General features: G+C 69.3%; 16 protein-coding genes and 1 pseudogene. 6 read left to right on the forward strand and 11 right to left on the reverse strand.

Translation table 11 applies throughout. The features are described from left to right. Positions 1 to 44: 44 nt before the first annotated feature. Positions 45 to 797 (reverse strand): cell wall anchor protein, encoded by a 753-nt coding sequence (locus NLI01S_RS18045; RefSeq protein WP_067606158.1) that lies wholly within the window; start codon positions 795 to 797, stop codon positions 45 to 47. A gap of 96 nt (positions 798 to 893) precedes the next feature. Further along, a complete protein-coding gene (locus NLI01S_RS18050) occupies positions 894 to 2,441 on the reverse strand; it encodes an LCP family protein (RefSeq protein ID WP_067606132.1) in 1,548 nt (515 codons plus the stop codon). Between the two features lie 468 nt (positions 2,442 to 2,909). Between NLI01S_RS18050 and NLI01S_RS18055 the strand changes: the two genes are divergently transcribed. The 3 genes from NLI01S_RS18055 to NLI01S_RS18065 all read left to right on the forward strand — a co-directional run bounded on the left by NLI01S_RS18055 (position 2,910) and on the right by NLI01S_RS18065 (position 5,714). Next, positions 2,910 to 3,818, forward strand: a complete 909-nt coding sequence (locus NLI01S_RS18055) for an Lrp/AsnC family transcriptional regulator (RefSeq protein WP_067606134.1) — start codon at positions 2,910 to 2,912, stop codon at positions 3,816 to 3,818. Between the two features lie 73 nt (positions 3,819 to 3,891). Next, the gene (folP, locus tag NLI01S_RS18060; protein WP_190318511.1) at positions 3,892 to 4,773 is read left to right on the forward strand and encodes a dihydropteroate synthase; all 882 of its coding nucleotides are present in this window, start codon (positions 3,892 to 3,894) and stop codon (positions 4,771 to 4,773) included. A 179-nt stretch (positions 4,774 to 4,952) separates the two neighbouring features. After that, positions 4,953 to 5,714: an RraA family protein gene (locus tag NLI01S_RS18065; RefSeq protein WP_067606136.1), complete on the forward strand. Its 762-nt coding sequence runs from the start codon at positions 4,953 to 4,955 to the stop codon at positions 5,712 to 5,714. A gap of 88 nt (positions 5,715 to 5,802) precedes the next feature. Here NLI01S_RS18065 and NLI01S_RS18070 read toward each other — a convergent pair whose 3' ends face one another. Continuing rightward, positions 5,803 to 6,504, reverse strand: coding sequence for a FadR/GntR family transcriptional regulator (locus tag NLI01S_RS18070; protein ID WP_067606138.1), 702 nt, complete (start codon positions 6,502 to 6,504; stop codon positions 5,803 to 5,805). 168 nt (positions 6,505 to 6,672) lie between these two features. Between NLI01S_RS18070 and NLI01S_RS18075 the strand changes: the two genes are divergently transcribed. After that, entirely contained in the window at positions 6,673 to 7,950 is a 1,278-nt protein-coding gene (locus NLI01S_RS18075) for a CynX/NimT family MFS transporter (RefSeq protein ID WP_067606140.1), read from the forward strand. On the opposite strand, the gene NLI01S_RS18080 is transcribed toward NLI01S_RS18075, so the two are convergent. The 4 genes and pseudogenes from NLI01S_RS18080 to NLI01S_RS26615 all read right to left on the reverse strand — a co-directional run. After that, positions 7,947 to 8,549 carry a response regulator transcription factor gene (locus NLI01S_RS18080; RefSeq protein WP_067606142.1) on the reverse strand — a complete coding sequence of 201 codons (603 nt, stop codon included), beginning with the start codon at positions 8,547 to 8,549 and terminating at the stop codon, positions 7,947 to 7,949. The genes NLI01S_RS18075 and NLI01S_RS18080 overlap by 4 nt on opposite strands. After that, positions 8,546 to 9,727, reverse strand: a complete 1,182-nt coding sequence (locus tag NLI01S_RS18085; RefSeq protein WP_067606144.1) for a sensor histidine kinase — start codon at positions 9,725 to 9,727, stop codon at positions 8,546 to 8,548. Before NLI01S_RS18085 ends, NLI01S_RS18080 begins: the two co-directional genes overlap by 4 nt. A gap of 264 nt (positions 9,728 to 9,991) precedes the next feature. Then, positions 9,992 to 10,312 carry a VOC family protein gene (locus NLI01S_RS18090; RefSeq protein ID WP_263363334.1) on the reverse strand — a complete coding sequence of 107 codons (321 nt, stop codon included), beginning with the start codon at positions 10,310 to 10,312 and terminating at the stop codon, positions 9,992 to 9,994. A gap of 49 nt (positions 10,313 to 10,361) precedes the next feature. Next, positions 10,362 to 10,478: pseudogene (locus tag NLI01S_RS26615) on the reverse strand (VOC family protein); the annotation flags it as partial. A 153-nt stretch (positions 10,479 to 10,631) separates the two neighbouring features. On the opposite strand from NLI01S_RS26615, the gene NLI01S_RS18095 reads away from it, so the two are divergent. Then, positions 10,632 to 11,852, forward strand: a complete 1,221-nt coding sequence (locus tag NLI01S_RS18095; RefSeq protein ID WP_067606147.1) for a DUF418 domain-containing protein — start codon at positions 10,632 to 10,634, stop codon at positions 11,850 to 11,852. Positions 11,853 to 11,871: 19 nt separating this feature from the next. On the opposite strand, the gene NLI01S_RS18100 is transcribed toward NLI01S_RS18095, so the two are convergent. Both NLI01S_RS18100 and aceA read right to left on the reverse strand, forming a co-directional pair. Then, the gene (locus tag NLI01S_RS18100) at positions 11,872 to 12,711 is read right to left on the reverse strand and encodes a CPBP family intramembrane glutamic endopeptidase (protein WP_067606149.1); all 840 of its coding nucleotides are present in this window, start codon (positions 12,709 to 12,711) and stop codon (positions 11,872 to 11,874) included. A gap of 273 nt (positions 12,712 to 12,984) precedes the next feature. Further along, complete coding sequence (aceA, locus tag NLI01S_RS18105; protein WP_067606151.1) at positions 12,985 to 14,283, reverse strand: isocitrate lyase; 1,299 nt, start codon at positions 14,281 to 14,283, stop codon at positions 12,985 to 12,987. A 217-nt stretch (positions 14,284 to 14,500) separates the two neighbouring features. Here aceA and NLI01S_RS18110 point away from each other — a divergent pair, with 217 nt between their 5' ends. Further along, entirely contained in the window at positions 14,501 to 15,940 is a 1,440-nt protein-coding gene (locus tag NLI01S_RS18110) for a helix-turn-helix domain-containing protein (protein ID WP_084392692.1), read from the forward strand. A gap of 76 nt (positions 15,941 to 16,016) precedes the next feature. Here the strand turns inward: NLI01S_RS18110 and NLI01S_RS18115 are convergent, their stop codons facing one another. Next, positions 16,017 to 17,174 carry an alpha-hydroxy-acid oxidizing protein gene (locus tag NLI01S_RS18115; RefSeq protein ID WP_067606154.1) on the reverse strand — a complete coding sequence of 386 codons (1,158 nt, stop codon included), beginning with the start codon at positions 17,172 to 17,174 and terminating at the stop codon, positions 16,017 to 16,019. Between the two features lie 59 nt (positions 17,175 to 17,233). Beyond that, positions 17,234 to 17,896 carry a TetR/AcrR family transcriptional regulator gene (locus NLI01S_RS18120; RefSeq protein ID WP_067606155.1) on the reverse strand — a complete coding sequence of 221 codons (663 nt, stop codon included), beginning with the start codon at positions 17,894 to 17,896 and terminating at the stop codon, positions 17,234 to 17,236. Between the last annotated feature and the right edge of the window lie 290 nt (positions 17,897 to 18,186).

An 18,186-nucleotide genomic window follows, 5' to 3' on the forward strand; every position in this document is an offset into this window, starting at 1 on the left:
TCAGCGGCCCGGGCGAAACCGCCCACGACAACGGCACCGACCGATCACAGCACCGACCACAGGACGAAGGCCCCGCCCAGGACGAGGGTGAGGGCCCAGATCCGGTCCATGGTCACCCCCTTCCATCGCAGGGCGTGCACCCCCAGGAAGTCGTAGGCGATGAGCGCCGCCACCCCCGCGGCCGCGAACATGGCCAGGGTGTGCACCCCGGTCGCCGCCAACCCGAGCAGCGTGGCGTCCCACAGGCTCCAGGAACCCTCGACCATCTCCGCCGCGCCGGCCGTCCCGGTCTCGGCCGTGGCCGATCCCGGATCCACCGGTCCGCCTCCCTCGGCCGCCGACAGCGCACCGTGTCCGCCATGGTCGCCGTGGCCACCACCGTCCACGTGGGTGTGGGAGAGTCCGCCCGCCAACACCGGCATCAGCATCAGACCCGCGCCGTGCGCCGAGGCCATCAGGAACGACCAGGCGGTCAGCTGCCACAGCGGAAGCCGCACCTCACGCCAGTGGAAGTGCCGCCGGGACAGCAACATCACCAACCCCACGAGCACGATCACCGCGCCGCCCAGCACCGGGAACAGCACCGAGGCCGTCACCGAACCGGTCACCGTGATCGCCACCGCGGCCACCGCCACACTGCCGGCGTGGCCCACCGCGATCGCCGGCAACGCGCGTAGCACCTGGGCGCGCCCGCCCTCCTGGAGGCCACGACCGACCGCGAGCAACCAACCCATGCCGGGGTGCAGTCCGTGGAAGGCGCCGAGGGCTACGAGGGTCCAAAGCTGCGCTGCGGTCACGGCGTCAGCGTCACACACGGTCGAGGTGGTGGCAACGCTCGGTGCGGTGAACGGCCGGGACCGGTCACCGCACCGAAGGGGGTTTGGGGCCTCGGATCAGGGGCACAGCGCGTCGAGGTCGCCGGCCTCCGCGCCGACCTGTCGGCCCGGGTCGGCCGGAGACTCCTCGTCCAGACCGGTGTAGTCCTGCCACTCGGTCCGCTCGTCCTCGGACTCCTGCCCCGACCGCTCCTCGGAGGACTCCTCGTCCTCCTCACCGGTGGCCCCCTCGGAGGACTCGTCCGGCAGCTCGTCGCCCTCGGTGCTGCCGTCGATGGCCTCCTGGACCAGCCGCTGGATCTCCTCCCAGTCCGGGGCGGCGGTGTTGACCTGGGGCGGGGAGAGCTGGAAGGCGCTCATGGAACCCTCGTCGGTGACCAGGTCGGCCAGCTCGATGAAGGCCGGCACCTTGGACTGGGGGATGTCGGTGGTCAGGGTCCGCTTGGTGGCCCCGGCCAGGCGCCGGTAGCTGGTGAGGACCGTGGTGGGCTCCACCTGCTCGGCGACGTACTTGATCAGACAACCCTGGCGGCCCATCCGCCCGTAGTCGTCGCTGTTGACCCGGGACCGGCCGTACCAAAGGGCGTCGTGTCCGTTCAGCCGCTGGAGACCCGGCTCCAGAACACCGCCGTGTACGCCATAGGGGATGGGCTCGTCGATGCGCACCTGGACGCCGCCCACGGCGTCGATCAGGTCCCGAAAGCCCATCATGTCGACCATGGCGTAGTAGTCCACCTCCAGGTCCAGGTTGTAGGCGATCACCTTCTTGAGGGTGTCCGCGGCCGGGTCCGGGGCGATGGGGTTCATCGCGAGCTCGTCGGGTTCCTCGGCGATCGTCTGGTAGACGTCGTTGAGCAGCAGGTCGAACCCATAGGGCTCCGGGTAGCGCTCGGCCAAGGCGCTGTCCTCGGGGAAGTGGACGTCCTCCAGGTTGCGCGGCATGCCCACGAGCATGGTGTCACCGGTGTCGGTGTCCACGCTCGCCACCATCATCGTGTCGGTGCGCGTACCGTAGCGGTTGTCGCCCGAGTCCGAGCCGATCAGCAGCACGTTGATCCGCTCGGCCCCGTACCAGGGGTCGGCCGCGTCGTGCGGGGGCAGGTCCTCGCGTTCGGGCGCGCCGAACACCGACCCCAACGTCTCGTAGGCGGTGTATCCGGCGTGCAGCGCCCACGCGGAGGGCGCGGCCACGGCAAGGCACAGCACCAGCACGGTCATGGCGCCGATCATCCGCCGGCTGCGCCCCTTGCCCTCGGGACGGGTGATCACCCAGGAATGGACGATCACGCTCATCCACACCACCGCGACGACGAACACCACGCCCATCGCGCCCAACAACCAGATGTCCTGTACGGCCATTCCGGCCAGCACCGTCATGGTGCCGGACTCGTGCGCGCCCAATCGGTAGGCCCACAGTCCCAGGGCGATGACCCCCAGGAGGTAGAGGCCCAGGATCAAGGAGCCCGCCTTGCGTCGCCCCATGCGCAAATGAGCCGCTCCGGGGAAGGGAACCGACACGGCGGTCCACAGCAGCGCCCCACCCGTGCTCGGGCGTCCGCTCTGGTGCTCGGGCGCCTCATCCCGCCGCTCGTCCTCCGCTGCCACCGGCATTCCTCTCACACCAAGGGGCGGTCGGGTCCGCCCCGTACTGGTTCCTGTGCCCACACCACGATTCCGGGTGGCGCTCACCTTCGGTTGTGCCTCTCATGGGTTTTACGCCCGTGAACGTCCCCACGGTTCCGACCGCTCACGCCGAGATCACCGTGCCGGGATCCCATGGTCCCCCTGCGTTCTCCGGGGCCTCACCCGAGCCCGCCCGTTCAGTGTGGCGCTTTGCGGAGGTTGTATGCACTGCGTACCCGTCTCGAGGGATGTTCTATACAAGTCTGTTATGTGGTCGAGAGGTACCCGATGGGGTTTTGGCTACCCGTCTCGGGCCGGTCAAAGGGGTGAATGAGCCGATTTCTTTGGCGATCTGTAGTACGAGAGGCTCCACAACTGCGATGATCTGGCCGGAGGAGGGGGCGTCGTTCGGGGGAATGGACGACGACATGGGAACGAAAGGCAGGCATCGTGCTCGATGCGGTTGACGCGGCGCTCATGCGCGCGTTGCAGGGGGACGGCAGAGCGACCTTCCAGGCACTGGCCGACGGTGTCGGTCTGTCACGGACCGCGGTGCGCGCTCGCGTGCGGCAACTCGTTCAATCAGGGGCGATCCGGATCGTGGGCGTGCTGCACGCCGGCGTGGTGGGCATGGAGGTCTTGGGCCACGTGTCCTTCCGGATCGGTGGACCGGTCGAACCGGCCCTGGAGGCTCTGGAGGAGCGGGAGGCGGTGACCTTCGCGGCCCAGACCGCGGGGCGCTTCCCCGCGGTGGCACAGGTGCGCGTGGCCGATGACGCCGCGCTCACCAAGGAGATGGCCCACCTGCGTTCGCTGCCGGGTGTGGAGGGCGCGGAGGTCTTCCGGGCCAACGCGGTGTACAAGGACGCCCACAGCAGCGTGAGGGAGCTCCACGACATCGAACTGGACGCGCTGGATTGGCGCCTGGTCCGCAGACTCCTCAAGGACGGCAGGGCTTCGTACGCGGACCTGGCGCGTCAGGTGGGACTGTCCCAGGCGGCGGCCCGCTCCCGGGTGGTGCGTCTGCTCGACTCCGGGGTGGTGCACGTGACCGCCCTGGTCGACCCCACGGCGGCGGGCTCCAACGAACAGCTCGGCTTCGGTCTGCACTGTCGGGGCGACGCCGACGCGCTGGGCAGCGCCCTGGCCAACATGGCCCGAGTCTCCTTCCTCGCCAGCGGGTTCGGGCGCTACGACGTGGTCGGCAGACTCACCGCACCCGATCGTTTCCGCCTGGTGGAGGCACTGGAGACCATCCGCTCCACCATGGGTGTCGGTCACGTGGAGACCTGGGAGCACCTACGGGTGCACAAGGAACGTCGCGGCGGTGAACGTCCGGCGGCCTGGAACCAGAGCTGAGACGCCCGCACCCGACCCTTCCGGCACCGATACCGGTTGGCCACCGTGTTCGACCATGGCCCAGGATGGAGCCATGGTGACAGGTGCTCCGGCGGTGCCGGAGGGAACAGGGACACTGCGACTGCGTTCACACACGTACGAGGGGAACCGGTACGCGGTGATGGGGGTGATCAACCGGACCCCCGACTCCTTCTACGACCGGGGCGCGACCTACGCCCTGGAGGCCGCGTTGGCCTCCGCCGACCACGCCGTGGCGGCGGGGGTGGACGTCATCGACGTGGGCGGGGTCAAGGCCGGTTACGGCGCCGTGGTGGACGAGGACGAGGAGATCCGCCGCACGGTCCCGTTCGTAGGGGAGTTGCGCGAGCGCCACCCCGACGTGGTGATCTCCGTGGACACCTGGCGCGCGCGGGTGGGGCGCGCGTGCGCGGAGGCCGGCGCGGACATGATCAACGACACCTGGGCCGGGGCCGACCCCGACCTGGCGCGGGTGGCCGCCGAGTACGGCACCGGACTGGTGTGCAGTCACAGCGGCGGCCTGGCCCCGCGCACCGACCCGCATCGGGTCCACTACGACGACGTCGTCGCCGACGTGGTCTCCGGGGTGTGCGCCCTGGCCGAACGCGCGGTCTCCCTGGGGGTGCGGCCCGACGGGGTGATGATCGACCCCACGCACGACTTCGGCAAGAACACCTATCAGTCGTTGGAGCTGACCCGACGGTTGGGCGAACTCGCCGCGACCGGCTGGCCGGTCCTGGTGGCGGTCTCCAACAAGGACTTCGTGGGGGAGACCCTGGGGGTCGGTCTGACCGATCGAGGAGAGGGCACGCTCGCCACGTTGGCGGTCTCGGCTCGGGAGGGCGCGCGGGTGTTCCGGGTGCACGACGTGGCGGCGGCGCGGGCGGCACTGGACGCGGTGGCCGCCGTCGGCGCGACGGGTGGTGCGGCCGTGTGAGAACGGGTGTCGTTCGGGCCATCCGTGTAACCACCGGTAACATTTTACGTCTTTCCCGCCTGTATGGCTTGCGTCACGCTTAAGTTACCCGTGAGTATGGAGGAGGTCGGTTCGAGCCGGCCGCACCGGGCGCGGGTGTAATGGAGGCTGACATGGCGCTTGCGAAGACGTTGACGGCTGTGGGAACGGTGGCACTGGCCCGAAGCGGGGGCCGACCGTTCGGTACCCACCTCTTCTCCGTCTGGCCGGGAGCCGCGTTCGCCGCGACCGCCTTCCCGGTCCGCTGCTCTCCGGGGGACAACCTCGCGCTGCACGTGGCCGTCGCCCAGGCCCCACCCGGTTCCGCGCTCATCGTGGACGTCTCCGGCGAATCCGAGTACGGCTACGTGGACGAGATCCTCGCCGTGGCCGCCCGTACCAAGGGCATCGTCGGGATCGTCCTGGAGGGATGCGTGCGCGACGTCGCCGCCATCGCCCACTGCGAACTCCCCGTCTTCGGCACGGGGGTCTCGGTCCGCGAGGCCGGGCACGACGCCGGTGGTTCGGTGGGCCACCAGATCACCATGGAGGCGGCCGGCCCCGTCCCACTGTCGATCCGCCGCGGCGACTGGATCGTCGCCGACGACGACGGAGTGGTCTGTCTCCCGCGCGGCCAGGTCAGCGCCATCATCGCCGACACCATGAGCAGCATCTCCCGCGAACGCGAGATCATCGACGCCGTGAGCGAGGGGGCGAGCACCTTGGACCTGCTGGGCCTGGACCCCTCGCGGGTCACGGGCTGGGAGGAGGCCCCCGATCTTCCCGGCGACCTCACCGCCCGCCGCGGCCGCCCCCGCGCGCTCAACCCGCGCCGGGACGCGCGCGGCGGCGAGCACCCGGCGATGCGGTCGCGCCGCGGCTCCTTCTCGACGGTCACCGACGTCTACGGCGGGGACCACTGAGAAGGGCGTCGAGGACGAAACGAGGGCCTCGGGACGACACGCTCCGTGTTCGGTCCCGGGGCCCTCGTACGCGCGGTGCGGTGCGGTGTCAGTCCTCGGCCAGGGACAGCAACTCGTCGAGGTAACAGGTGGCCTCACGGGCGGCCCGGATCGGGTCCGCGTCGCGAACGGCCTCGGTCAGCTTGCTGTGGTCTATCCCCTCGGTGGCGGAGGAAGGCTGCTCGGCGGCCTCGTCGCTCTGCTCGTAGGCGGTGTGCGCGATGCTCGCGTAGACCACCTGGGCGATGTCGTCGTACAGGTCGATGAGCAGGGTGTTGTGGGTGGCGTTGACCACCGCCCGGTGGAAGGTGAAGTCCGCCTCCACGAACGCGCCCATGTCGCGGCCGCGCCACGCCTCCTCGCGCAGGGCCATGGCCCGATCGATGTCGACCATGTCCTCCTCGGTGTGGCGCATCGCCGCCAGACGCGCCGCCTCCACCTCCAGGGCGCGCCGTACCTCCAGGTTCTCCCGCACACGGGAGCGCTCCAGGCGCCTGCGCAGGGCACCACCGAGCTCGCTGGAGGCGCGCACGAAGGTGCCGGCGCCCTGACGGATCTCCAACAGGCCCGCGTGGGCCAAGGCCCGAACCGCTTCGCGGACGGTGTTGCGACCGACTTCGAGCTGTTCGGACAGTTCCGATTCGGTGGGGATACGGTCGCCCACACCCCATTCACCGGAGTCGATCTGGGCTCTTAGCTGGCTGATGACCTGGTCGACCAGACCGGTCCGGCGTGTAGAGGCGAGGGGCACGCGTAAACCTCCTAGGGGCGGGTCGCCGGATGACAGGGCCAGCGCACAGGTATGGAACGGTTAAGGAGGGAGCCTAGACCAGTCGGGCATGGGAATAGGCCCTCACGGGCAATGCGTTATCCTCATGAAGTACATAGGGTCATCCTACAATTATGTGAGCCGCGTCCCATGAGCGCCACCCCTGCGCGCACAACACCCACCGAAAACACCGCCGCGGCCAGGACCGAAACCGCCTCCGCGCTTCCACGCAAGGCCTTGCTCCTGGTCGCCGTGGCCATCGCACTGGCCGCACTCAACCTCCGTACCGCCATCACCAGCGTCGGACCCGTCCTGGACGAGGTCACGAGTGGTCTGGGCATGAGCGCGGTGGGCGCCGGCCTGCTCACGACCCTGCCCGTACTGTGTTTCGCGCTCCTGGGCGGGCTCACCCCCACCCTCGCCCGCCGACTCGGCTCCCACCACCTGCTCGTGTACGCGCTGAGCGCGCTCACCCTCGGTCTCGTCGCCCGCGCCCTGGCACCCGAACCCTGGTTGTTCCTCGCCCTGAGCGTCGTCGCGCTGACCGGTGGCGCCATCGGCAACGTCATCCTCCCCGCCCTGGTCAAGCAGCACTTCCCGCACCGGGTCGGTCTGATGACCACCGTCTACACCACCGGCCTGGCCGTCGGTACCGCCATCGCCGCCGCCGTCACCGTGCCCCTGGAGGAGGCCACCGGTGAGTGGCGTGTGGCCATCGGGGTCTACGCGCTCTTCGGGCTGGTCGCCGTACTGCCCTGGCTGTTGGTCCTGCGCCACGAACCCGCCACGGGCGGGAGCGGCCGCGCGATCGGACCGCGTCGGGTCCTGTCCACCGGCCTGGGCCGGCAAGGAGTGGTGTACTTTGGTACCCAGTCCTCCATCGCCTACATCATGTTCGGCTGGTTCGCCCAGATGCTGCGCGACCAGGGCATGGACGCCCAGTCCGCCGGGGTGATGCTGGCCTACCTGACCGCCCTGGGCATTCCCATGTCCCTGGTGATGCCCACCCTCATCGTGCGCGTGCGCGACCAACGCCCCTTCGTGGTGCTGTTCGTCGTCGCCTACCTTGTCGGGTTCATCGGCCTGTGGGTCTCGCCGCTGTCGGGCACCTGGGTGTGGACCACCCTCATCGGCGTGGGCATGGGCAGCTTCGTCTTGGCCCTGACCATCTTCGCCGTGCGCACCCGCACCGCCGAGGGGACCGCGGCCATGTCCGCGTCCAGCCAGAGCCTCGGCTACCTGCTGGGTGGCGCCGGGCCCTTCCTCTTCGGGATGCTGCACGAGGTCTCGGGCGGCTGGCACGCGCCGATGATCATGATCATCGGCCTGGTCCTCCTCAACCTCGCCGTGGGTCTGCTGGTGGGGCGTCCCCGCTACCTGGAGGACGTCATCGCCGAACGAGAGGCCCGCACCCGACCGACCGTCTAGAGCCAATCGTGTTCTCGGGCGTAGCGGGCGGCCTGATGCCGTGTCCGGGTCTGCGTCTTCCGCATCGCGCTCGACAGGTAGTTGCGTACCGTGCCCTGGGCCAGGTGCAACCGCCCGGCGATCTCCGCGACGGAATAGCCATCGCCGGTCACCCGCAGCACGTCGACCTCCCGGGCGGTGAGCGGGTTGTCGTCGATGACCGCCCGGGCCGACACGTCCGGGTCGATCCACCGGCGCCCCTCGTGCAGGCTCCGCACGACCGAGGCGATGTGCGCCGGTTCCGCCGACTTGCTGACGAACCCCTGTACACCGAGCTTCAGGGCACGACGCAGTACCCCGGGGCGGGCGTGCCGGGTGAGCATGAGGACCACCTGCTCCGGTAGCTCCCGGCGGATCCGCGCCACCGCGTCCAGACCGTCGACCCCGGGCATCTCCAGGTCGATGACGAGCACGTCGGGCCGGTGCCGCAGGGTCGCCTCCACCGCCGCCCCACCCTCCTCGGCCTCCGCGAGCACGGTGATCTCCTCCTCCATGGGCAGCAACGCCGCCAGCGCCGAACGCAGTAGGGCCTCATCGTCGGCCAGGACCACGGTGGTCATCGAGCATCCCTCCAAGATCGGGCGGTTATGTCCGAAACGGTGTCCGAATCATCGCTGAGAGAGGCGCCAGGGGCGGGAAAGGTCGCCTCGGTCAGGAAGTCCTCGTCGGAGCGCTCCACGACCAACTCCCCACCCAGATCGATCACGCGTGCGCGGAGCGCCGCCAGCCCGCGCAGCTCGGTGACGGGTCCGGTCCGCGCGCCGTCGTTGATGATGGAGATGCCGCGTTCCGTCAACGTGATCCGGACCCGTTCCGCCTGGGCGTGCCGCAGGATGTTGGTGGTCGTCTCCCGCAGCACCTGGCCGAGTATCTCGCCTACTCTCGGATCGACCTCGTTGCGGCGTTCGACGGAGACCCGGATCCCCGCGGCCTCGAAGAGGTTGCCGGCGTTCTCCAGTTCCGCGGACAGGTTGAGTCGCCGCTGGGCGTGGGCGAGTTCCTTGGTCCGGGAGATGGTGTCACCGACCAGCTCGTACACCTCGCCCAGCTCCCGGTCGGCCCGTTCCCGGTCCTGCCGCCCCTGGTCGCGGCCCAGCAGCTTGCGGGCCAGCGCCACCTTCAGCTTCACCACGTGCAGGGTGTGCCCCTGGATGTCGTGCAGGTCGCCGGCGAACCGCACCCTTTCACGGGACACCGCCAGGTCGGCCTCGCGCCGGCGGGACCGTTCCAGCTCGTCCACGAGTCCGGACATCACCTGGACGAGGGACGTCAGGACGCTTCCCGTGATCGCGACGCACGCGGTGGCCACACTGTGGGTGAGCAACTCAAAGGGGGACAGGCCCAGGGTCAAAGGCATGGCGGCGAGCACCACCACACCCAAGCCGATCAAGAGCACGGTCGCCGCACGCCGATGCCGGGGAAGCCGTTGGACGAACAACGTCCCGACGATGGCCGGCCCGAAGGACGCCGACAGGGTCTCGGCCACCAGGATCCCGACCGCCCACACCACGGCGGTCACCACCAGACCCGGAACCAGGACCGTCAACCGCTCGTCCGTCGCCGACCGGTTGACGGTGAACAACGCCGTGGCCAGGCCTATCGCCAGTAGGAGGGCGTGCCACCAGACCTCGGCGTCGGTGATCACCAACAACGCGCCGGTGGCGGACAGCGCCGCCGTCACGACGCTGACGTTGAGCCTGCGCAGATCACGTGGTGTCGCCTCGGTCTGTTCGGACATCGTGGGTGACCTTCCAGGTTGTGTGACCGGGCCCAGTATTCAGCCCGCCCACCGCCGTCACCAGTGACACCACGTCATGCCCCCGCACCGGGGAAAGTCACGGTCGGCTCCTGACACGGTGACACTGCCCGCTGAGCGCCGTGAAGGCTGTAATCGGAGCACGTCGAACACAACGGTCATCGACGTCCGACGTCTCAACGTCCGCTACGGCCACTTCCACCTTTTCGGCTGGGAACCACCCCGCTGAGCACGGCGTCCGCGTACTCACACCACGCAGAACTCGTTGCCCTCGGGGTCCTGGAGCACCACCGCGTAGTACTCCGTCTCCGGGTGGTCCAGGACCCTGAGCACGGTGCCGCCCGCGGCGGTCGACCGTTCGACCACGGCCGTGACCCGCCGGACGCGTTCGGACAAGGGCACCCGACGCCCACCTCCGACCTTCAGATCCGGGTGCACCCGGTTCTTGACCACCTTGGGTTCGGGCACCTGCTGGAACCACACCCGTGGCCCCCGACCGGCCGGGTCGACGATCGACTCCGGGGTCTCCCCGGCGTCCCCGGGCAGCTCCTCCTCCGGTATCCCCATCGCCGCCCAGTGCTCCCGCCAGGTGGCGTGCCCCTTCGGGCGGTGGCTCGGGCACGTAGCCCAGTGCCCGGCACCAGAAGTCCACGAGCCTTCGCGGCTCGGCGCAGTCGATGGTCACCTGCAAGGTCACGTCCATGCACGGGAGCCTGCCACGAACCCATGACATCCCGGCCGGTGGCCCGACCAGTGACGTCACGTCATGGACGCGCCCCCACGGGAGTCATGGGTGAAGGGTGACGTGGAAGCACTGCCCGGGACCGCCCCCGACGGGAGACGGTGACCACATGACCTCCGAACCCTCGACCCGGAGCCCATCACCATGACACTCCGCCGTACCGAGACCATCCCCACTCCCGCCACGTCGACCCCGGTCGCCGAACGCGCCCTGGCCCCGGACCTGGCCCGCGGCGCGATGCTGCTGCTCATCGCCCTGGCCCACGTGCCCTGGTTCCTCTACGACGCCCCCGTGGGCGCGACCATGCTGCACCCCGCCGACGGAGGGATCGCCGACCGGATCGTCCAGGCCCTGACCGTGACCGTCGTGGACGCCCGCACCCACACCATGTTCGGGTTCCTGTTCGCCTACGGGGTCGGACAGATGTACGCGCGACAGACGGCGCGCGGTACGAGCCCTGAGGCGGCCCGACGACTCCTGCGCCGCCGGCACCTGTGGATGATCCTCCTCGGGGCGGTGCACGCCACCTTGCTGTGGCAGGGCGACATCGTCGGCGTCTACGGACTCATCGGGCTGATCATGGTCCCGCTGTTCCTGGGCCGCACCGACCGGACCCTGCGCGTGTGGGTGGTGGTCCTGCTGACCCTGGGCGCCCTGGCCACGACCGTCTCGACCGTCTCCGGGCTGCTCGTGGACTCTTCCGGCCCCATGCCCGCCGACCTGCAACGGCTCAGCATCGCCGAGGCCGACTACGCGACCTCCGCCGCGGTCCGCTTCCCCACCTGGCTGTTCACCCTGCTCTCCGGCCTGTTCACCCTCGCCCTGCCCACGGCCTTCCTCATCGGGCTCCTCGCGGCCCGACACCGCGTTCTGGAGGAGCCCGCCCGGCACCTGTCGCTGCTGCGTCGGACCGCGTTCGTGGGCATCCTGCTCGGCTGGACCACGGGTGTCGCGGCTGCCCTGGGCCATCTCGGACTCATCGACGCCGTCCCCGAAGCCGCCCTGGGCGGCGCGCACTTCTACACCGGGATCTTCGCCGGGGTGGGCTACGCCGCCCTCTTCGGACTCATCGCCCACCGGATCGACACCCGCCGGGATCGAGAGTCGCTTCCGATCCGAGCGATGGTCGCCCTGGGACGCCGCTCGCTCAGCGGTTATCTCGCCCAGTCGCTGGTGTTCGCCCCGTTCCTGGCGGCGTGGGGACTGGGCCTGGGCGTGTACCTGTCGAGCTGGTCGGCGGCGCTGGTGGCCCTCGCCACCTGGCTGCTCACCGTGGTGGCGGCGCAGCGGATGGACCGCGCCGGGACGCGCGGCCCCGCCGAGACCCTGCTGCGTCGACTCACCTACCGACGCGCCCCGCGCTGACGACCGGGGTCGGAACGCATCACATCGGCAGCCAGTCGAAGCGACCGATCAGGTACACGGCGCCCACGAACGCCACGATGTCGATCACCGTGTGCGCCACCACCAGCGGCATCACCCGCCCGTAACGCAGGTAGAACCAGCCGAACACCAGCCCCATCATCAGGTTCCCGAAGAACATGCCCACGCCCTGATACAGGTGGTAGAACGCCCGCAGCACCGAGCTCGCCAGCACCGCCTTCCACGGCGACCAACCCAGTCGGCCGAGCCGGTGCAGCAGGTACCCGACCACGATCACCTCCTCCAGGACCCCGTTCTTCAGGGCCTGCAGGATCAGCACCGGCATCTCCCACCAGTGGCCCTCCAGGGTGCTGGGCACGATGGTGCGGGTCAGCCCCAGCTGCCACGACACCAGATACACGACCAGGCCACCGGCACCGATCGCCGCCGCGAGCAGTACTCCGCTCCAGGTGTCGAACCAGGGGCGGTGCCGGTCGAAGCCCACGGTGCGCGCCGACTCCCCGGTCCGGTGTAGCAGGTAGACCACCAACGCGACCGGGGCCAAGGCGAAGACCACCGCGTACAACTGGAACGACAGGTCCAGCCAGGGTCGGTTCTCCGCGCGCGAGCGGATCAGGTTCGCGGTCTGGTCGGCCATCGACTCCGGTGCGGTGAGCACCCCGAGGAAGGTGATGGTCGCCGAGACCGCGGCGGCGCCCAGGGACAGGGCGAGCACGCACAGGATCTCCCAGCGAAGCAGGGAGCGATCGGGCAGCAGGTTCGGGATCGTGGTCTCGGCCGTTGCGGGGGCGGCCGGAGAAGGGGCGGGTTCGCTCGGGTCCTGGTGGGTTCTGTCGGTCACGAGTCGAATGTACCCGCGTGGCCGATGGTGCCCGTGGGAACGTGCGGGTGGGGGATGGGGCGAGGACGCCGTCCCCGTCCCCGCCCCCGCCCCGAATTCGACACCCGCGATCGCTCCGGCCCCCGGCACCCCGTCCGCACACGGAAAAAGCCGTCGGCCATACGCGTGTGACACGGACCGCGTATGGCCGACGGCTAGGGGGGAGAGGTCGTCCCGCCCCGCCCCAGCCACGAAAGCGGGGTGGGACGACCTCTGAGGAAACGAAGACCGGACTCAGTGAGCCTCTGAGAACTGGTCTTCCTCGGTGGAACCGGTGAGGGCCGTGGTGCTGGCCTCGGGGGAGATGGTCGTGCTGATGGCGTCGAAGTAGCCGGTGCCGACCTCGCGCTGGTGGCGGGTCGCGGTGTAGCCCTGGGCCTCCGCCGCGAACTCGGCCTCCTGAAGCTCGACGTACGACGTCATCCCGTTCTGGGCGTAGCCCTTGGCCAGGTTGAACATCGAGTAGTTGAGCGAGTGGAAGCCCGCCAGGGTGATGAACTGGAACTTGTAGCCCATGTGGCCCAGCTCGCGCTGGAACTTCGCGATGGTCGCGTCGTCCAGGTGACGCTTCCAGTTGAAGGACGGCGAGCAGTTGTAGGCCAGCATCTGGTCCGGGTACTCGGCCTTGATGCGCTCGGCGAAGTCGCGGGCGACCTCCAGGTCCGGGGTCGCGGTCTCCATCCAGAGCAGGTCGGAGTGCGGCGCGTAGGCCAGACCACGGGCGACGCAGGCGTCGACGCCGTTGCGGAAGCGGTAGAAGCCCTCCGCGGTGCGCTCGCCGGTGATGTAGGGCTGGTCGCGCTCGTCGACGTCGCTGGTGATCAAGGTCGCGGCCTGGGCGTCGGTCCGCGCGATGACCAGGGACGGGACGCCGGCGACGTCCGCGGCGAGACGGGCCGCGTTCAGGGTCTTGACGTGCTGGCCGGTCGGGATGAGGACCTTGCCGCCCAGGTGACCGCACTTCTTCTCGGAGGCCAGCTGGTCCTCCCAGTGGACGCCGGAGGCGCCGGCGGCGATCATGCCCTTCATCAGCTCGTAGGCGTTGAGGGTGCCACCGAAGCCGGCTTCGGCGTCGGCGACGATCGGGGCGAGCCACTCGGGGGCGCTGTCGTCACCCTCGGACCAGGTGATCTGGTCGGCGCGCAGGAGCGCGTTGTTGATGCGACGGACCACGGACGGGACCGAGTTGGCCGGGTAGAGGCTCTGGTCGGGGTAGGTGTGGCCGCCGAGGTTGGCGTCGGCCGCGACCTGCCACCCGGAGAGGTAGATGGCCTTCAGTCCCGCGCGGACCTGCTGGACGGCCTGGTTGCCGGTCAGGGCGCCGAGGCTGTTGACGTAGTCCTCGGTGTGGAGCAGGTCCCACAGGCGCTCGGCGCCTCGGCGGGCCAGGGTGTGCTCCTCGGTGACCGAACCGCGCAGCTTGACCACGTCGTCGGCGGAGTAGGTCCGCTCGATGCCCGCCCAACGAGCGTTGGTCTCCCAGTCGCGCTGGAGCGCGGCGCTGGCTTCCTGACGACGAGCGCTGGTGCTCATGTTCGTTCCCGCCTTCGTGTAGTCCCCAAGGTGTTCACACCGGTCGAGGGAGGTCCTTCCAGGGCCAGGGGCTGAGCCCTGGGCGGTAAGTTCCCCGCCGGTAACTATGATTCTTGGTGAAGATCCAAGACTTTTCCACTCGATTTTGGGTGAAGATCGTCGATTCTTTCCGTAAGATGAAGCCATGGCGTACTTTGGTGCTGAAGAAATACCGTCTTTGACAGGTGACCTAGATCTCGTCACCTTTGGTCAGAGGCTCCGTCATCTCCGTCGCGCACGCGGGATGACCCTCTCCGACCTGGGAGAACGCGTGGGGCGTGCTCCCTCTCAGCTCTCGCTGCTGGAGAACGGGAAACGTGAGCCCAAGCTCTCTCTCCTCACGTCCCTGGCCGCGGCCCTCGGGGTGTCCATCGAAGAACTTCTCTCCAAGCAGCCCCCGAGCCGTCGGGCGCAGCTGGAGATCTCCGTCGAGGAGGCCCAGCGTGACTCCCTCTACCAAGGCCTCAACCTCCCGCACCTGAAGGTCGGCAAGAGGGTCCCCAACGACGTCCTAGAACACATCGTCGGTCTCTACGACGAGCTCAAGCGGCGCAACGCCAAGCCGACCGCCACCCCGGAGGAGGCCCGGCGGGCCAACGCCGACCTGCGTCGGCAGATGCGCGAGCGAGGCAACTACTTCGAGAACATCGAGCGCGCCGCCGCCGAGACCCTCGACGCCGTCAACTACACGGCGGGACCCATCTCCCAGGGACAGATCCTCGCGATCGCCACCCACCACGGCTTCTCCCTGAAGTACGTGCAGGACCTGCCGCGCTCGGTGCGTTCCCTCACCGACCACGTCAACCGGCGCATCTACCTCAAGCGCGAGACCAGCCTGGGCATGCACAGCCCGCGCACGATCCTCCTACAGACCCTCGGCCACGTGATCCTCGGGCACGACCAGCCCCGCGACTTCGGCGACTTCCTCCGTCAGCGGGTGGAGGCCAACTACTTCGCCGCGGCCGTGCTCATCCCCGAGTCCACCGCCGTCACCTACCTCCAAGAGGCCAAGCAGGCCCGCGACCTGTCCGTGGAGGACCTGCGCGACGTCTACTCCGTCTCCTACGAGATGGCCGCGCACCGGTTCACCAACCTGGCCCACCGCCACCTGGACCTGGTCTGCCACTTCATCCGCAACGACGAGACCGGCATCATCTACAAGGCCTACGAGAACGACGGGCTCGTCTTCCCCACCGACGACTCGGGCGCCATCGAAGGTCAGCGCATGTGCCGCCAATGGTCGGGGCGGCAGGTCTTCCAGTCACCCGACCGGTACTCGATCTACTACCAGTACACCGACAAGCCCAACGGCACCCATTGGTGCGTGGCGCACGTCGACCCCAGCCGTGAGCGCAACTTCGCCATCACCCTGGGCGTGCCCTACAAGGAGTCGCGCTGGTTCCGCGGGCGCGAGACCACCAACCGCACCAAGTCCAACTGCCCCAGTGGAGAGTGCTGTGTGCGTCCGCCCGCGGAACTGGCCGGCAAGTGGGAGGGGAACGTGTGGCCCTCGGCCCGCGCCCACTCCCACGTGCTGTCCGCACTGCCCGCGGGCACCTTCCCCGGCGTGGACGAACACGACGTCTACACGTTCCTGGAAAAGCACAACGTCGAGTGATCGACCGCCTTCGGCACCCGGATGACGCCAGGGGCCGGCGCCCACGCGCCGGCCCTTCGTCATGTCCGGTGCGGAGTCAGCGCAGATCCTTGAGCGCCGACGGGTTCAGGTCCGCGAGCGATCCGTAGCCGTCCACCGCCATGAGCAGATCCGCCTCGGCCAGCAACGACCGCAGGACGTGGACCACCCCGTCCGCTCCGCCCAACGCCAGCCCGTACACGTACGGGCGACCCACCGCGACCGTCGTCGCGCCCAGGGCCAGGGCCTTGACCACGTCCGAACCCGACCGCACCCCCGAGTCGAAGATGACCGGCAGGTCCGTGGCGGCGGCCACGTCCGGCAGACATTCCAGTGCCGGAATGCCGCCGTTGGCCTGTCTGCCCCCATGGTTGGACACGTAGATGGCGTCCACGCCCCCGTCCGCCGCACGCCGTGCGTCGTCGGGGTGGCAGATCCCCTTGACGATCAGTGGCAGGTCCGTCAACGAACGCAGCCACTCCAGGTCGTCCCAGGTCAGCGGATTACCGAAGATACCGGCCCAGTGCGCGACCACGGCGTCGGGCGCCGCGTCCTCGCCCACACGTTCCCGGAAGACCGGGTCGGAGGTGTAGTTGGCCAGGCAGTGGCCGCGCAGTTGCGGGAAGTTCGAGGTGGACAGGTCGCGCGGGCGCCACCCGGTGATCCAGGTGTCCATGGTGACCACGATGCCCTGGAAGCCGGCCCGCTCCGCCCGCCGGACCAGGCTCTGGGCCAGCTCCCGGTCCGTCGGCGTGTAGAGCTGGAAGAATCCGGGGGTGTCCCCGAACCGGGCGGCGACCTCCTCCATCGGGTCCTGCGACAGGGTGGAGGCGATCATCGGAACGCCCGTCCTGGCCGCCGCATCCGCCGTGGCCAGGTCACCGTGCCCGTCCTGCGCGCACAGACCCACCACGCCCACCGGGGCCATCATCACGGGGGAGGGCAACTCGATCCCGCACAGGTTCACCGAGGTGTCCCGATCGGTGGCGCCCACGAACATGCGCGGGTACAGGCCCCAGCGTTCGAAGGCGGTGGCGTTGGCCTCCTGGGTGTGCTCGTCGCCCGCTCCACCCGCGACGTAGGACCAGATCGACGGCGGCAGTGCCTCCCTCGCCCTCCGCTCCAGCTCCGCGGCGGTCATGGGGTACTTCGGCAGGACCCCGGTCAGTCCGTTGAGGTAGATCTCCAGCTGGTAGTCGCCATAACGCGGTGCCATGGGGTGCCTCCGAGGGATGTGGGCGTGACCCGCATCATCCAAGTTGACACATGCGTGTGTCAAGAAGTCCGCCGTGCCCTCAACACCGGTACGAACACCCCGGCCACGTCCTCCAACAGCTCCTCCCGGGTGTGGGAACGGTCGCTCAGCACCCAGTCGATGACCAGTTCGTTGGCCGCGCCGACCAGGGCCAGGGCCTGCTTGCCGAAGGGATGGTCCACCGACGCGCCCATCCGGACCGAGCGCCGGTACTCCTCCGTGAACAGCTCAGCGATCCGATGACGCACCCCTCGCCGGTGTTCCTCCATGGCGGGGCTCACCCCCACGCTCTCCACCGAGACCACCCGGGGCCGACGCGGATCCTCCATGGAGAAGGAGAGATAGGCGTCGACCGCCGCCATCACCCGTGCCTCCAACGGGCCCTCCTCATCCTGCAAGGGCTCCGAACCCTGCAAGTGCTCCGAGATCCGTTGTAGAGCCTCGTGGACCAGGCCGTCGTAGACCGCGCGCAAGGCGGCCTCCCGGTCGGTGAAGTGCTCGTAGAAGTAGCGGTTGGTCAGGCCCGCCTCCCCGCAGATCCGGCCGACCGTGGCCGCGCGGAATCCTTCGGTGCCGAACACCTCCAGACCGGCCTCAAGGAGTTGCCGCCTGCGGGTCTCCTGACGTTCCCGGGGAGGTTTGCCCCGCCAGGAGCGCACGAGTTCGACACGTGGTTCACTCATGCCCCCACGCTAGACCGCCGGAGGTGGAGACGGTGTTCTGTCGGTGGGCTCGTGGAGATCGGTGGGCTTGTGGAGGAGGGCCCGATCGTTCCCCTCGAAGTTCGTCGCCCAGGGACGCCTTGGGGCTTTGGGTTTGGGTTTGGGGGTGGTCGGGTGGGCGTGGGGTGTGTGGGTGGGGCGCCTGGGCCAGGGAACCTGTTGGTGGTCTGGCGGGGTTTCGGTCTGCTGTTGGGGCGCCTGGGGTCTCTGATTCTTTGGGTGGTTGGGCGGGGTGGGGGTGGGCTCTCCCT

Origin of the sequence: Nocardiopsis listeri NBRC 13360, from assembly GCF_001570765.1 — a bacterium.
GTDB classification, from domain to species: domain Bacteria; phylum Actinomycetota; class Actinomycetes; order Streptosporangiales; family Streptosporangiaceae; genus Nocardiopsis; species Nocardiopsis listeri.

What these genes read in the sequence shown, in the direction of transcription:
- folP (WP_190318511.1), top strand. Translation starts at nt 3,892, where the DNA reads ATGGTGACAGGTGCTCCGGCGGTGCCGGAGGGAACAGGGACACTGCGA.
- NLI01S_RS18075 (WP_067606140.1), top strand. Translation starts at nt 6,673, where the DNA reads ATGAGCGCCACCCCTGCGCGCACAACACCCACCGAAAACACCGCCGCG.
- NLI01S_RS18080 (WP_067606142.1), bottom strand. Translation starts at nt 8,549, where the DNA reads ATGACCACCGTGGTCCTGGCCGACGATGAGGCCCTACTGCGTTCGGCG.
- NLI01S_RS18085 (WP_067606144.1), bottom strand. Translation starts at nt 9,727, where the DNA reads ATGTCCGAACAGACCGAGGCGACACCACGTGATCTGCGCAGGCTCAAC.
- NLI01S_RS18090 (WP_263363334.1), bottom strand. Translation starts at nt 10,312, where the DNA reads ATGGGGATACCGGAGGAGGAGCTGCCCGGGGACGCCGGGGAGACCCCG.
- NLI01S_RS18095 (WP_067606147.1), top strand. Translation starts at nt 10,632, where the DNA reads ATGACACTCCGCCGTACCGAGACCATCCCCACTCCCGCCACGTCGACC.
- aceA (WP_067606151.1), bottom strand. Translation starts at nt 14,283, where the DNA reads ATGAGCACCAGCGCTCGTCGTCAGGAAGCCAGCGCCGCGCTCCAGCGC.
- NLI01S_RS18115 (WP_067606154.1), bottom strand. Translation starts at nt 17,174, where the DNA reads ATGGCACCGCGTTATGGCGACTACCAGCTGGAGATCTACCTCAACGGA.
- NLI01S_RS18120 (WP_067606155.1), bottom strand. Translation starts at nt 17,896, where the DNA reads ATGAGTGAACCACGTGTCGAACTCGTGCGCTCCTGGCGGGGCAAACCT.